The following is a 13,983-nucleotide window of genomic DNA, read 5'->3' as shown; positions in this document are numbered from 1 at the left end:
GTCCAGAATGGAAGCAGATGTTATCGGACTGGATAGCCCAGGGATAGCTATCCAAGTAATCGACCATCGGGATTATACCCATCACTTGCTGTTCGACTGGGACGGTGAACTCATTGGTCACGTTCAAGACCGATTTGCAGCGGAGGATCAGACCGATCCCCAACCTGCGAACATACTCGAGCGCGTTCGGTTTCGTGCACGCAACGTCGGGCATCACGAAACTGATGCAGAACTCCTCAGCCCCATCTTCGACTGGGTGGTTCTTGACGACGCTATCGATGTCCTCGAGAGCCTGGACCAATCAGCCATTATGGAGCACTTCATGGACTTTTTGGAAGCAATTCGAGATCCACCCGTTGATGACGTGGAGTTCACCGCCTTATACCTCCACCTGGATGACTCGAATGAAGAACTAATCGGTCAGTCCGATCCCGTGACGTTTTATTTCGACGATCAGGACCTCGTTCATACACCGGTTAGCCTCGAGCGTGAGCCCGACGTGTACGTGACGATTTCACCATTCACACGACCATTCGCCTGCGATCATACCTTTCGAGATCTTATCGTTCACCAACTCAAATGCCAGATTCGAGATCTCTACTATATGCAAGGTGGCCAGCCTCCTGAACAATACAGGGTCGACGGGGTCGGTATTCACGATACCGAACTCGTCCCATTCGGAAGTCAAGCACAATAGAACTATGCAAACAAAAATTGTCGGAATCGAAGAAGGTGTCATTGGTGTCAAAATTATTGATCCGCGCGGAAATATTCATTTGGTTGAAATAGATACCGAAGACGAAGAATCAAACGACCTTCATGCCCAAGATTCCTATCCTATCGACTCTTCGAGTCTGAATAAAAAAGAAGAACGTCTTATGGATCAAGTACTTGCACGTGCCAGATATGAAGCCCATTTACAAACAGATTTCAACATCGTCCGTGATGGGTGGGACCCACGACAGTTGCGACGTGGGGTCGACGCCCTCGAGAAGATGCCGCTCGACCAGTTCGACGAGGCCTTCCGAGAGTACTACCACGCGCTGATTAATCCAGAACGAACTAAACAGGAGTACGGGATAACCGAAGGCAGAGTCGAATTCGAGGGAGAACCTCGGATCGCCCTGATCATGAAGGGGTTCTGTATCAACGACGAGAACGAAGTTGTCGAAGTCCTCCCGGACATGTACATCTACTATTCGAAGGAGGACATCGAGGAGACTTACACGACTGGGACGCCAGCGAGCTGTTCGGAGGGAACCACACAGATCACCCCGATGGTGCCGCCGTTCGTAGAAGTGCCCGAGGACTTCGTCTACCCCGAGGACTTCCGGGGGTTCCTGATCAACAACCTCATCTGTCAGATCAGGGACGTGTACCGGAACATGGGTGAAATACCGCCCAAACAGTACGACATCGAGGGATACGGCAAACCAAAAGGGAACTTCGATCGTGACGAGTACTAACGCGAGTCGAGACGCACGACACTCTCCTCAGCACATCTTCAACTGGGTCGTTCTCGACGAGGCCATCGATGTCCTCAAAATTTCCCAAGTGTCTGATAGAATAGCGTAATTCACTGACTCGTCGAGCTGCGAAATAGTCATCAAACTGGCGAGTAGTCACCGTTCAACCTATGCATTATAATTCATCTTCGGAACCCGTCATCCAGTGACTGTACGAACGATGCCCCCACGTAGTGGATGAACATGTGAAGGAGGAGATCGACACTGCGATGACAGGAGCCACAAACCATATCTCGGAACCGTGCTGAGTGGTGGGGAGATGGCTGGCACGGGAACTGGACGAACGGAAACGAGGTCGTCGGTCGACCAGGCAGCGCCCAGGGCCGACGGGACACCCGTCGACAGCAGCACAGCAGTGGTGAGCGAACACGCTTGCAGACCCCACGATGACGCGCGCCACCACGGGCTCGTTCGAGATCGTGGACACGAACGATCATGACAGGAACCGGCATTGCCACCGTCGGTGACTGTCGAATCGCCTACCGGCGAGCCGGAACGACCGGACCGCCGGTCGTTTTGCTCCACGGCGCGGGCATCGACGACGCGACGGTGTCGTGGCGTCACACGATCGAGGCGCTCGCCGAAGAGTACCGGGTCTACGCCCCGGACTGGCCCGGCTACGGCGAGAGCACCGGCGACGTCGACCACACCATCGAGAGCTACGTCGACGTCCTCGACGGCTTCATCGCTGCACTCCCGTACGCCCGGGTCTCGCTCGTCGGCATTTCGATGGGCGGCGGCGCAGCCCTCGGGTACGCACTCGCTGCACCAGACCGCGTCGAGCGGCTCGCGCTCGTCAATAGCTACGGCCTCGGCGACCGGCTTCCCGAGGCGCTCGCCTGGAAACACCTCTCCCAGATCCCGGGCGCGACGGCGTTCGGAAAGTTCGCCGCGGGTGCATCGGACCAGACGGCCCGACTCGTGCTGGACCGGCTGGTCGCAGACGCCTCGAGCCTGCCCCCGGCGTTCGTCGACGACGTCCGGACGAAACTCACGGCACCGCAGTCGTTACGGGCGTTCGAGGCGTTCCAGAACAACGAACTCACCTGGGGCGGGCGCGTCGAGACGAACTTCGTAGACGACCTCGAGGCACTGTCCGTGCCGACGCTGCTCGTCCACGGCCGACAGGACCCGCTGGTGCCGCCAGAGTGGTCGGTTCGAGCGGCCGATGTGATTCCAGAGGCCGACCTCGAGTTGGTCGACGACTGTGGCCACTGGACTCCTCGCGAGCGGCCAGCCGAGTTCAACGCGCGATTGCGCGAGTGGCTCCCGGAGCGACAGGTCGACCCGACCCGACGCTATGGACGCGGCGAGATTCCGGGCCTCGAGCGGGCGAGCGACTGACGTGGCGGGGAAACACAGGGCAGCCGACAGCAGAACTTACATGAAGTCCTCGATACCTGACTGCTTGTTCTTGTCGTTCTCGAAGATGCTCTCGAGTGCCCGCTCGAGGACCTCGAGACGCTGTTTCGTGTAATCGCGGCAGTCGTACTCCTCGGCGACGTTGATCGCCGTCTGCATGTACTTGTTCACCGAGCCCTTGTGGACGGTGAGGTTGACCCGGCCGCCACACTCCCGGCAGTCGCCGGTCAGGGGCATCCGGCGGAACTTCTCGCCACAGTCGAGACAGCGGGTCTCCTGTCGCGAGAAGGCCCGCAGGTTCCCGATCAGGTCCGGCAGGAAGTGGTACTCGATGACTCGCTCTGCGACGTCGGTCTCGTCGACGGACTCGAGTTTCCGCGAGAGCTCGAGCTGGGCGTCCATCTTGTCCATCATCGAGCCCAGCGTCTTGTACGCAGAGAGGTCTGGCCCCATCGCGATGTCGGTCGTGTCGTGGGTGTGGGAAAAGCCGGTGTACTCGAGGTCCGTGCCGAGGTTCTCCTCGGCGATTTCGACGTCCACCTCGCCGGGATCGGCCTGCTCTAAGGTCGCGAGGTAGAACTCGCGAGGGTACTGGGAGACGACGTCCATGTTGTGGGCCTCGTCGTCGATCTCGGAGGGGTCGATACGGGAGGACATGACGAGAGGTGCGTCCATGCGCCCGCCCCGCTTGTCGGGGAGGAAATTCCTACTGAAGTTGAGGAGTCCGTCCATGAGGAGCATCACGCAGTCTTCGTCGCCGTCACACTGCCCGACGTAGAGGTCGTTAGCAACGAGCGTATTCGTCTCCTCGACGGTCAGACAGTACGTGTATTCGACGTCGCTCTCGACGATCTCGACAGAAACGACCTCATCAAGCCAGGTTTCGCCGCCGTCGGCAAAAATTCGTTGAGACCGGAGTTCCGTCGTCTCGAGTACGTTCTCGAGGGTCTCCTGCTTTCGGTCGAGGTGGAATCCGATTCGGTCGGCAAACCGAGCTGCGTTCTCGGATGTGATCTTCAATACCCAGGACTCGAATTCGGGAACCGGCTCATCGTCACTATAGAACTCCGCTACAGCCCCGGTAATGGGTCGTCGAGTTTCCCGGTACGTTTTCGCGGCGATTCCAAACCGCTTGAGTACAGCGACGAGGTCGGCCGCGAGATCATCGCTGACCGTGTGCGCTCGAATCTCGATTCGATCCGTCGACGCGCTCCCATCGCCGCTGAAGTACGCAGCCAGAAACGCGCGCAGGTGTGGACGCGGGCTATCGAAGATGCAATCGGGAATCTGTTTCGACTCTGCGTTCGCTCCAACGTCGAGTACTTCTGCAAACAGCGTTGAGACAAGTCTACTCGAAACGGTCACTTTCCACTCGTTTTCCTCGAACGCATCGATCGATAGCGCAGTTTCGAATGTGCCGATGATCTCGTCTCGAGCAACTCGATCGGGGATGCAGATCGTCGTCTGGTAGAACGAGCCGTCCTCTCGACGGGTGAACCCCTCGGCCGCGTAGTAGCCGAGTAACGCCGCGACGGATTCGTCGATTTCGAAGTGGCGATTCACGCTCGCTGTATCGCGCTTTACACCAAGCGTTACATCGTCCGGAATGTGTTCGAGAAGTGTCTCAACATCGAACAGCGAAAGAAGCGGACCGACTGGAACGCTGTCTCGATTGATCCAATTATACACCGTCGACTGAGACAGACCGAGCCGTTTCGCGACCGGTTTGAGATACGCATCAGCCGAGGTTGCCTCGTCGAGCAGCGCCTTGATTTGATCCGACCCGAGTCCGCGAACGACGAGCGAGTTATTCGGTACTCCGTCGGCCTCCATAAACGCTTCCAGCAGGTCGATCGATTTCGCCGTCCCTTCGATGTCGATGGATTTCGGAGCGGGAAGTTCGTCACCGACCGAGAGGGACTGTGCTTCGATGGACTCCAGCCCTGACGGCGTCCACCGTCGGAACGTGTGGTCGGACGTTACCGTTAGCGTCCGACCGCTTCGCGTTTCGACGCGGACCAGATGTTCGGGCGACGGGTGCTTCGAAATCGATTCGATCGAACGTTCGACCGGCGTCCCGTCAGGAGTTACCGACGGAACGGTCAACCCCTCAACGTCCTGAACAAGCGTGCCCACGTCGTCCTCTTCCGGGTTCGTTAACCGTTGTTCGACAATTGCCTTGATCGATTCGTGACGCCACGCGCCGTCCTCGTCTCTTACCCACAGCCTCGTTTCGGGATGGAAGCAATTCCTCCGTTTCGCGGCGTGAAAGTACGGATGAGCATATCCGACTGCCGCGCTCGTAAAGCCAATCACTCTCCCGACAGTTGCGGCGCTCGTGTGCGGTGCCATCCCGAAGACCAGCTCGCCGACCAGTTCCTGCCTGTCCTCGAGTTCGTAGAACGGCTCGAGGCCGTAGTACTGCTCGAGGAGGTCGTCGATGAAGTCGGCCGTCTGCATCATGTGCTCGGCCGCGCCGTCGGAAAGGACGATGTCCTGAACCTTGAGTTCGACCAGCTGGTCGTCGTGCTCGAGGGGGTCGCCGTGGATGTCCTCCTCGTAGCCGAGCGCTCGCAGCTGGCCGACGTCGACGTCGAGTTCGCTCGCCCGGACCGACGTCACGGGGAGGTCGGTCATGTCGTAGCGGACGGTGCCGTCTTTGAACGCCGAGACGTCGTGTTTCGCCCGCAGGACTCCTTTCTCGATGGGTTCGGGGATCTTCGTCGTCGAGGTCAGCCCCTTGACGCCCTTGAGGATCTCGAAGGCGTTCTCGCGCTCGCCGACCGACTCGAGGGCGTCGCGATACTCCTCGTGGATGTCTACCTCGCGGACCTCGACACAGGTGGCTTCGATCTCACAGCGGCCGCACTCGACGCGACCGGCCTCGTCGGGTTCGACCTGCTGGTCACAGTCGGGACAGCGGTAGTCGGGCGTGGTCCGCTCATCGCAGTCGGGACAGCGGTTTTTGAACGTCTCCGTCCCGCAGTTCTCACAGCGCTGTCGACCGATCTGAATCTCGACGACGCCGGGCGTGTCGCTCATCGTCTCGGCGTGGGCGGCCGCGTCCGCGACGTTGCGCTGAGCCCCGCCCGCCTCGCCGATCGGAAAGAGGGTGTGAACCGGCGGGCTCAGGTCACGGCGTTCTGACTTCTCCGGCCGACCCATCCGGTTACCGATTCTGGTGGGTGCCCGCTCGCGGATACGGAACGGCGCGACCTCGTTGACCGCCTCGACGGCGTTCTCGCCCGCTTCGTCGGTTCCCCAGGTGCGGGCGTGCTCGGTGAGGTCGTCGTCGGTCCAGGTGCGCTCGAGGTGGATCGACGGCTCGCCCTTGGTCCCGTCGGGCTCTCGTGGTGGTTCGCTCGAGTCCGCAGCGCTGGGTGATTCCTCGCTCTCGAGAGCCGCGCCGTCGGTCGCCGTCTGGCGGATCTCACAGCCCAGCGAGCGGACGAACGGTCGCCAGTCGTCGATCTCGATGCGGCCGTCCTCGCCCCGACTCGCGCGCTGGCGGTGTTCGATCACGATCGTCTCGAGTGCGTCTGCGGTCGCGTCGTCGTAGGGGAGAACGAGGGTGCCGTCCTTGCCGCGTTCGGTCCCGTCACCGCCCTCGATCCGGCCGTCCTCGACGACTCCGGCGAGAGCACAGAAGTCCTCGACCGGGAGGTCGTGCCAGAGGTAGGTGTACTCGGGGTGTAACGGGGCGTCGTACTCGGTGGCCCACGCTATGGCCTGCTCGGCGGTCGGGTGCTCGAGGTCGAGTCGTGGATCGTCCTGCAGGGCCTGGATATCCGCGCCGGCGACCTCGAGGTCCTGGATCCACCACTCGGGTGTGTAGGAGGCGGGTGCGAGTGAGTGGTTGTTCTCGACGAACTCGCCGTAGTTGACGAGGTACTCGCCGAGGTCGAGGATCTTCTCGACGCCGTTTCTGATCTCTTTGGCCTCCTCGGGATCGTCGACCTGGCGGACGTCGCCGTTGGCGAGTTTGACGGTCGGTCCCTCGATGGAGTCGACGGGGACGACCCCGGCCGCCTTGCCGGGGCGTTCGGTCTTGATCTGGGTCCCGGTCGCGAGGAAGTCGTCGACGAGGTGCATCGCAGCCGGGTGGACGCCCGCGGTCGCGAAGCCGTGGTTGCGCGAGCGGCCGTAGCGCAGCCGGAATCCACCCTTCGCGCAGGGGTGTGAGAAGACCGGGCGGCCAGCGATCAGGTCACGGAGGTACTTCGTGGCGGCCTCGACGCGCGGCGGGCCCCCGGGTTCGTCGGCAGCGGGGGCGTCTGCATCGCTGTCACTCGAGTTGGCCTCGGCTTCGGCGTCGCCGTCGGCATCTTCGCCGTCTGCTCCGTCGTCAGTCTCCCCCGAATCGTCGGCGTCGTCGTAGTAGGTCCCGTCGATCAGGTCCTGGAGCCACGGCCAGTCGATCTCGTCGAGCTGAGACGTGTAGCGCTGGATCTTCGGCGCTTTGAGGGCGATCCCTTCTGCCATGACCAGACACATCCCACCGCGGGCGCTGTTGGTGTCGACACGCTCGAGGTCGCGGTAGCCCGAGACTTCCTCGTCGCCGGTCGCCTCCCCGTCGAGCATGATCGGGAGGTGTTTGGCGATGAATTTGGTCTCCTTGTCCTTCGGCGTGTACTGGAGGCCGGTCTCCTTGTCGTAGAGAGCGACCTCCTCGGCGTAGCGTTCGACTTCCTCCGAACGAGCCACGTACTGCTCGAGGCCGACCAGTGCGCGGGTGTAGTCGGCGACCAAAACGGACAGCGCCTGTGCGGTCCCGCCCGCAGAGCGGATCGGGCCAGCGTAGTAGACGTTGACAAACTCCGTGCCGTCGTCGTTCTGTAAGATTTCGACCTTGTCGATTCCCTCGATCGGCGCGGCGACGACACCCTCGGTCAGCAGGGCGACTGCGGTGCGGACGGCACCCTCGACCTTGCCGGCTTTCGTCTCGTAGTCGCCGACCCGCCCCTCCGCGAAGTCCTCGGCGAGTTCGAGGGCTGCCTCCTCCCGGGACATCTGCCCCTCGAGTTCGCGCACGCGCTCGGCGACGCCCTCGATCCCGAGGATGTTCTCGACGCGGTCGGCCATGTCCTTGGCGACCGGAATCTCGACTTCGGGTTCGGGGTCCCCGCCGCGTTTTTTGGCCGTCTGGGCGACCTCGAACGCCTCGTCGAGCTGTGATTCGAGCCCCTCGAAGTATCGGACGTCTTCCTCTCGCATACTAGAGCCAGAGGTCGAGTTCGGTCGTCTCGTCGTAGGCGCGCTCGAGTGGTTCCTCGAAGACGCGCATGTAGACCTCGCCGGCCCAGACGGTGGCCTCGTTCAGGTGGCCGGCGTAGGCGATGCCGTCCGGATCGGAGAGGACGGCGTGGGTGTGTGCGAAACGGTCGTCGTCCAGCAGCGAAACGTTGCCGACGCAACTCGCGACCTCGAGCGGTTCCGCGAGGTCGATCGGGTAGTACTCACAGGCGTCCTGATCGTAGAACCACAGTTCGGCGTCCTGGACCGCCCCAAGCGCGGTGAACCAGGCCGCCTCCGCCTCGACCTCGGCAGCGAGTGCCTCGATCTCTGCCCGCCAGTCGGCCCCCGTCTCGAGGCGGGCGACGTACTCGTCCGTCGTTTCGACGGCTCGGTAATTCATACGGAGTACCAACACTCGGTGATGGAAAAATCTCACTGTTCTCGGGGCCGGGTGCGTTCGCTCGTCGGGTTTCGATCCGGGCTGGAACCGCCCGATGGGGTGTGCCGATCCAGGAGTGTACACCGCAGACCACGATCGAACACCGACCGGCGTAACCGTCCACGGGCCGTCTGTCGTAACAGTCGTTTACAGCCGGCGATCCAGACGTACCGAGAGACTTCCACGATAGTTGGGAATGGTTAACAAAGATCGTTCGACCGCCACTCTTCGAGGAGATGCACGGGACGCGTTTCCAGCCCGGGCGGCGACGGGTGCTCGCCGCCAGTGCCGGGCTTTCGATCGCCGCCCTCGCAGGGTGTATCGGTGGGACAGACGAAGAAGACGACCCCGAAGTCGAAGACTACCAGTACGACCGGGAAGAGCCCGACGACGAGGACGCAGCGACGGGTGGGTCACTCACGTTCCTCCAGTCAGAGGAGCGAGACGACGACTACGACCCGGTCCACACCTTCGACTCCTACAGCCAGCAGGTCGTCAACCTGCTGTTCGACAGCCTCTACGAGTGGACCGACGAACTCGAGCTCGAGCCCCACATCGCGACGGACTTCCCGGAGGAAGAACGCGACGGCGAACGGTGGCTCTTCGAGATCAGAGACGACGCCGAGTTCCACAACGGCGACCCGGTGACTGCCGAGGACTGTACGGTGATGTTCACCCAGACGATCGAAGAGGAGTCACAGCTGATCACCCAGTACGACATGGTCGAGGACGTCGAGCACATCGACGACCACTCCTTCCAGGTCGACCTCGAGCATCCCTTCGGGCCGTGGGAGATGATGACGATGGGCGTCCCCGCGATTCCGCGAGAACACCGCGAGGACGTCGGTCCCGACGAGTTCAACGAGGATCCAGTCGGCTGTGGTCCCTTCCAGTGGGCGGACTACCAGCCCGGCGAGTACGTCGTCGTCGAGCGCTGGGACGACTACTGGGGCGAGCCGATGCCGTATCTCGAGGAGATCGAGTTCCGTCACACGCCGGACGACTCGAGTCGGATCTCCCAGATTCTCGCGGGCGACGTCGACGTGATCGAGGAGATTCCCTCTGGCGCGTGGGACGAAGTCGACGAGGCAGACGACGTGCGACTGCACATCGGCGAAAGTCCGTCGTACATGTACCTCGCGTTCAACTGCAACGAAGGGGAGACGACCGATCCGGACGTACGACGCGCGGTCGCTCACTCGTTCTCGCTCCGGGATTTCGTCGAAGACGAGATGGGCGTGACGGCCGATCCGCTGGTCAGCCCCATCCCGGAGATCACCGACGAGGGCGGCGGGTGGGAGTTTCCGATGGACGAATGGGAGGAATCGATGCCGGACTACGACCCCGACGAGGCCGAGGCCTTGCTCGACGAGGCTGGCGTTCCCGACGACTGGCAGCCGATCATTCTCGCGCCAGAAGGTGGCTCCCGCGAGGCGCTGGCCGAACGGATCGCGGTTCGCCTCGAGGAGGTCGGCTACGGCGCCCACGTCAACGCGGTCGGATTCGGGACGCTCGCCGAGCAGAGTCGGACGGGTAACGCCGACGATTACGAGATGTACCTGCTCGGCTGGACCGGCGGCCCCGACCCCGACGCCTACTACTACAACCTGCTTCACGAGAGCGGCGAGGAACTGACCCAGGGACACTTCTACGAGGGGCAAGGCGAGTTCCACGACCTGATCGAGGACGCGCGGACGAGCACAGATCAGGACGAACGTCGGGAGATGTACGTGGACATCACCGAGGAAATCATCGAGTATCTGCCGATGTTGCCGACCCACACCGAGCACAACACACTGGCTGCGGGCGAGCACGTCAGGGACCTGCACGTCCACCCGGAGGTGAGCACGAACCCCCGGTTCGTCTCCGACTACGGAAACGTCTGGCTCGACGAGTGATCGTCGACGTGATCGATCGGTTCGGTCTGGGATTCGGAACCGAACCGAGACGTCCGCGGTCGCGACCGTCCCACGGAGGCTGAGACGATGGGCCTGCTCCGATACACGATCGTTCGCCTGCTGCAAGCGATCCCCGTGTTGATCGGCGTCTCGATCATCACGTTCGCGCTCGCGAACCTGGCACCGGGGGACCCGGTCCGGCTGATGCTGGCCGGCGCCGAGGTCGACGAGGAACTCGTCCGGCAGATCGAGGCCCAGTACGGCCTCGACAGGCCGCTTCACGAACGGTACCTCACGTACATGGAGGGACTCGTCCAGGGTGACCTCGGGTACAGCATCCACCGGGATCGGCCGGTCGCCGACCTCGTGGCCCAGCGACTCGGGCCGACGCTGTTGCTCGTGCTCTCGGCGTACGCCTTCGCCGTCGTGACCGCGATTCCGCTGGGGATCCTCGCGGCGAAACGACGGAACGAGGCAGCCGACCACGTCTCCCGGATCGTCGCACTGTTCGGCGTCAGCACCCCCTCGTTCTGGATCGGCATCATGCTCATCATCGTCTTCGCGATCCAGCTCGGGTGGTTGCCAGCTGCCGGGCTCGTCTATCCCTGGCTCGGCCCGGAAGGCTACGACTGGATCGACACCTGGCCCGAACTGCTCTACCAGACGGTCAGACACCTCCTGTTGCCCACGATCGCGCTGGGAACGCTCCAGATGGCGACGCTGATGCGCGTCGAACGCACCCAGATGGTCGACTCGCTGCACGCAGAGCACGTCAAACTCGCCCGTGCCTACGGCGTCCCCGAGCGGACGATCCTCCGAAAGCACGCGTTTCGACCGGCTCAGCTGCCGATCGTCACGATAGTCGGCCTCAACCTCTCGACGGCGCTCGGGGGCGCGGTGCTCATCGAGTACGTCTTCGACATTCCCGGACTCGGCCGGCTGTTCTTCGAGGCGATACAGGGACTCGACTACCAGCTCATCGTCGGCGTGACCATGATCATCGCGACGGTGTTCGTGATCGGCGTCGTCATTACGGACATCTCCTACGCGTACATCGACCCGCGAGTGACCTACGGGGAGCGTGAGTGACCATGTCGATCGGCGAATCACAACTCGAGGGCGACCGGGACCCCGGCGACGAGCCCGAGGTTGGGCCCTCGAGAGGGTGGCGACACACTCTCAGGCGAGTCAGGCGGGACGCGACCGCCCGGTGGGGGATGTACGTCGTCGCGTTCGTCCTGCTGATCACCCTCTACACGGCGGTCGACAGTAACCTCTCGCGGCTGACCCTCGGGATGGTCTCCGATTACGCGTTCGCGGAGGCGCTGCCGATCTTCGACCACCCGACGCAGATTCCGCCGCCCGGCGAGGGAAGCCCACACGAACCCCCCGCGTTCCACGCCTCGGGCTCGCTCGAGTACCCGCTGGGGACCGACGGCGCGGGCCGAGATTACTTCACGCGGGTCGTCTACGGCGCGCAGGTGTCGGTCACCGTCGGGATCGTTTCGACGGGGCTCGCGCTGATCGGCGGGACGATCGTCGGGTCCGTCGCCGGGTTCTACGGCGGCCGGATCGACGACGCGCTGATGCGAGCCGTCGAGACGCTGTACGCGATCCCGCCGTTGATCCTGATCATCGTCTTCACGGAGTTCGCGAGCGCGGGGCAGGCGGACATCCAGTACGCGATCGCCGGGATCGGGCTGGCGTTTATCCCCGTGTTCGCCCGGATCATCCGCAGCGAGGTGCTGAGCGTCCGGGAGATGGACTACATCGAGGCCGCGCGTGCGGCGGGAGTCAAAGATCGGACCGTGATCCGCCGACACGTCGTCCCGAACAGCTTCGCACCGGTGCTGGTGTACGCGACGCTCCAGATCGGCGTGATGATCCTGCTGGTCGCCGGGCTCTCCTTCCTCGGCTACGGCGCCCAGCCCCCGACGCCCGACTGGGGCCAGATGCTCTCTGACTCCCACGACGAGATGCACGGAAACGTCTGGCTCTCGATCTGGCCCGGCCTCGCGATCATGATCACCATCATGGGCTTCAACCTGTTCGGCGACGGCCTCCAGGACGCCCTCGATCCGCGGCTCGACGACTGATCACCGCTATCACCATGGTACGAGACAGCCACACCGATTCCGACCGCACTCGAGGTCCAGAGGCGAACCCATCCCCGGACTCGGGTCCGGGCCCGGACGGCGACCAGGAGCCGCTGTTGCGCGTCGAGAACCTGCAGACGCAGTTCCCCACCGAGAGCGGCACCGTCCGCGCGGTCGATGGCATCTCCTTCGACGTCTACGAGGGCGAGATCGTCTGTCTCGTCGGCGAGAGCGGGGCCGGCAAGAGCGTCGCCTCGATGAGTCTCCTTCGGCTGGTCGACGACCCCGGCGAGATCGTCGGCGGTGAGATCCGGTACAGGGGTCGGACGATCGTCGGGTTCGAGGAGGGTCCAGACGGCGAGCGCCGCCGACGCGAGGACGTGCTCTCCGACGCCGAGATGCGCCGGGAGATCCGGGGCAACGAGATCGCCGTCATCTTTCAGGACCCGATGGAGTCGCTCAATCCCGTCTACACCGTCGGCGGCCAGCTCCGGGAGTTTATCGAACTCAATCGCGACCTCGAGGGTGAGGCCGCCAGACGGGAAGCGATCGACATGCTCCGCGAGGTCGGGATCCCGGATCCCGAACAGCGCTACGGCGAATATCCCCACCAGTTCTCCGGCGGGATGCGCCAGCGGGTGTTGATCGCGATGGCGCTGGCCTGCGAGCCCAGCCTGATCATCGCCGACGAACCGACGACGGCGCTGGACGTCACCGTCGAGGGCCAGATCCTCGACCTCGTCGACGACCTCCAGGCGAAGTACGGGACGAGTTTCCTCTGGGTGACCCACGACATGGGCGTCGTCGCCGAGGTCGCAGACCGGGTGAACGTGATGTACCTGGGCGAGATCGTCGAACAGGCTCCGGTCGACGAACTGTTCTACGAAACGAGCCATCCCTACACCGAGGCGTTGCTGAACTCGATGCCCCGGCCGGACCGGACCGTCGAACGCCTCGAGCCGATCGAGGGGACGATGCCCAACGCGATCGATCCGCCGCGAGGTTGTCGGTTCCACCCGCGCTGTCCCGACGCACGGGCAGTCTGCAGGGAGGACAACCCGGAAGCGCGGGAGATCGACCGGGTCGACGGCCATCCACACCGGGCGGCCTGCGTCAAACACGACGTCTTCGCGGCCGACTACGGGGGGAGCCGGCCTCTCGAGGTCGAACCACAGGTGACCGCGGGGACGCCGGACGGAAGCGGGACCGGTGGTTCCGAAGTGGCCGGCGACAGCACAGGTGACGAGGAATCTCCGACCGTTCGGGAAGACGGCGGCGAAGAAACGGGCGTCGACCTCGAGCGAGAGCGAGACGGCGACGATTCGTGGGCAGAAGAAGCTGCTGACGAGTCGCGGCCAGGAGACGACGAACGCCAGTGGAGCCTCGAAGACGGAGGTGACGACGATGGCTGAGCGGACACAGTCCCC

Annotated in this window: 9 protein-coding genes; 7 read left to right on the top strand and 2 right to left on the bottom strand. The window is 63.1% G+C overall.

Annotation, left to right across the window (positions count from 1 at the left end):
- The first annotated feature begins 7 nt into the window (after positions 1-7).
- The 3 genes from B1756_RS08505 to B1756_RS08495 all read left to right on the top strand — a co-directional run bounded on the left by B1756_RS08505 (position 8) and on the right by B1756_RS08495 (position 2,870).
- Complete coding sequence (locus B1756_RS08505) at positions 8-697, top strand: DUF7958 family protein (protein ID WP_086888155.1); 690 nt, start codon at positions 8-10, stop codon at positions 695-697.
- A gap of 4 nt (positions 698-701) precedes the next feature.
- Positions 702-1,466 carry a DUF7958 family protein gene (locus B1756_RS08500; protein WP_086888154.1) on the top strand — a complete coding sequence of 255 codons (765 nt, stop codon included), beginning with the start codon at positions 702-704 and terminating at the stop codon, positions 1,464-1,466.
- 495 nt (positions 1,467-1,961) lie between these two features.
- Positions 1,962-2,870 (top strand): alpha/beta fold hydrolase, encoded by a 909-nt coding sequence (locus B1756_RS08495; RefSeq protein ID WP_086888153.1) that lies wholly within the window; start codon positions 1,962-1,964, stop codon positions 2,868-2,870.
- 36 nt (positions 2,871-2,906) lie between these two features.
- On the opposite strand, the gene B1756_RS08490 is transcribed toward B1756_RS08495, so the two are convergent.
- Together B1756_RS08490 and B1756_RS08485 are read right to left on the bottom strand one after the other, a co-directional pair.
- Positions 2,907-8,102: a DNA polymerase II large subunit gene (locus B1756_RS08490; protein ID WP_086888152.1), complete on the bottom strand. Its 5,196-nt coding sequence runs from the start codon at positions 8,100-8,102 to the stop codon at positions 2,907-2,909.
- A 1-nt stretch (position 8,103) separates the two neighbouring features.
- Positions 8,104-8,523, bottom strand: a complete 420-nt coding sequence (locus tag B1756_RS08485; RefSeq protein WP_086888151.1) for a PPC domain-containing DNA-binding protein — start codon at positions 8,521-8,523, stop codon at positions 8,104-8,106.
- A 275-nt stretch (positions 8,524-8,798) separates the two neighbouring features.
- Between B1756_RS08485 and B1756_RS08480 the strand changes: the two genes are divergently transcribed.
- The 4 genes from B1756_RS08480 (at position 8,799) to B1756_RS08465 (ending at position 13,968) form a co-directional block, all read left to right on the top strand.
- On the top strand, positions 8,799-10,460 hold the full coding sequence (locus B1756_RS08480; RefSeq protein WP_086888150.1) for an ABC transporter substrate-binding protein: 1,662 nt from the start codon (positions 8,799-8,801) through the stop codon (positions 10,458-10,460).
- Positions 10,461-10,547: 87 nt separating this feature from the next.
- Entirely contained in the window at positions 10,548-11,549 is a 1,002-nt protein-coding gene (locus tag B1756_RS08475; protein WP_086888149.1) for an ABC transporter permease, read from the top strand.
- Positions 11,550-11,551: 2 nt separating this feature from the next.
- Positions 11,552-12,556 (top strand): ABC transporter permease, encoded by a 1,005-nt coding sequence (locus B1756_RS08470; protein WP_086888148.1) that lies wholly within the window; start codon positions 11,552-11,554, stop codon positions 12,554-12,556.
- 113 nt (positions 12,557-12,669) lie between these two features.
- Positions 12,670-13,968, top strand: a complete 1,299-nt coding sequence (locus B1756_RS08465) for an ABC transporter ATP-binding protein (RefSeq protein ID WP_228434604.1) — start codon at positions 12,670-12,672, stop codon at positions 13,966-13,968.
- The last annotated feature ends 15 nt before the right edge of the window (positions 13,969-13,983 follow it).

This window comes from Natrarchaeobaculum aegyptiacum (assembly GCF_002156705.1).
Lineage (GTDB): Archaea > Halobacteriota > Halobacteria > Halobacteriales > Natrialbaceae > Natrarchaeobaculum > Natrarchaeobaculum aegyptiacum.
This window is presented reverse-complemented; position numbering and strand designations above follow the sequence as displayed.

Bases quoted from the DNA above. Each gene is read 5' to 3' on its own strand.
- B1756_RS08505 (WP_086888155.1), top strand. From the start codon at position 8: ATGGAAGCAGATGTTATCGGACTGGATAGCCCAGGGATAGCTATCCAA.
- B1756_RS08500 (WP_086888154.1), top strand. From the start codon at position 702: ATGCAAACAAAAATTGTCGGAATCGAAGAAGGTGTCATTGGTGTCAAA.
- B1756_RS08495 (WP_086888153.1), top strand. From the start codon at position 1,962: ATGACAGGAACCGGCATTGCCACCGTCGGTGACTGTCGAATCGCCTAC.
- B1756_RS08490 (WP_086888152.1), bottom strand. From the start codon at position 8,102: ATGCGAGAGGAAGACGTCCGATACTTCGAGGGGCTCGAATCACAGCTC.
- B1756_RS08485 (WP_086888151.1), bottom strand. From the start codon at position 8,523: ATGAATTACCGAGCCGTCGAAACGACGGACGAGTACGTCGCCCGCCTC.
- B1756_RS08480 (WP_086888150.1), top strand. From the start codon at position 8,799: ATGCACGGGACGCGTTTCCAGCCCGGGCGGCGACGGGTGCTCGCCGCC.
- B1756_RS08475 (WP_086888149.1), top strand. From the start codon at position 10,548: ATGGGCCTGCTCCGATACACGATCGTTCGCCTGCTGCAAGCGATCCCC.
- B1756_RS08470 (WP_086888148.1), top strand. From the start codon at position 11,552: ATGTCGATCGGCGAATCACAACTCGAGGGCGACCGGGACCCCGGCGAC.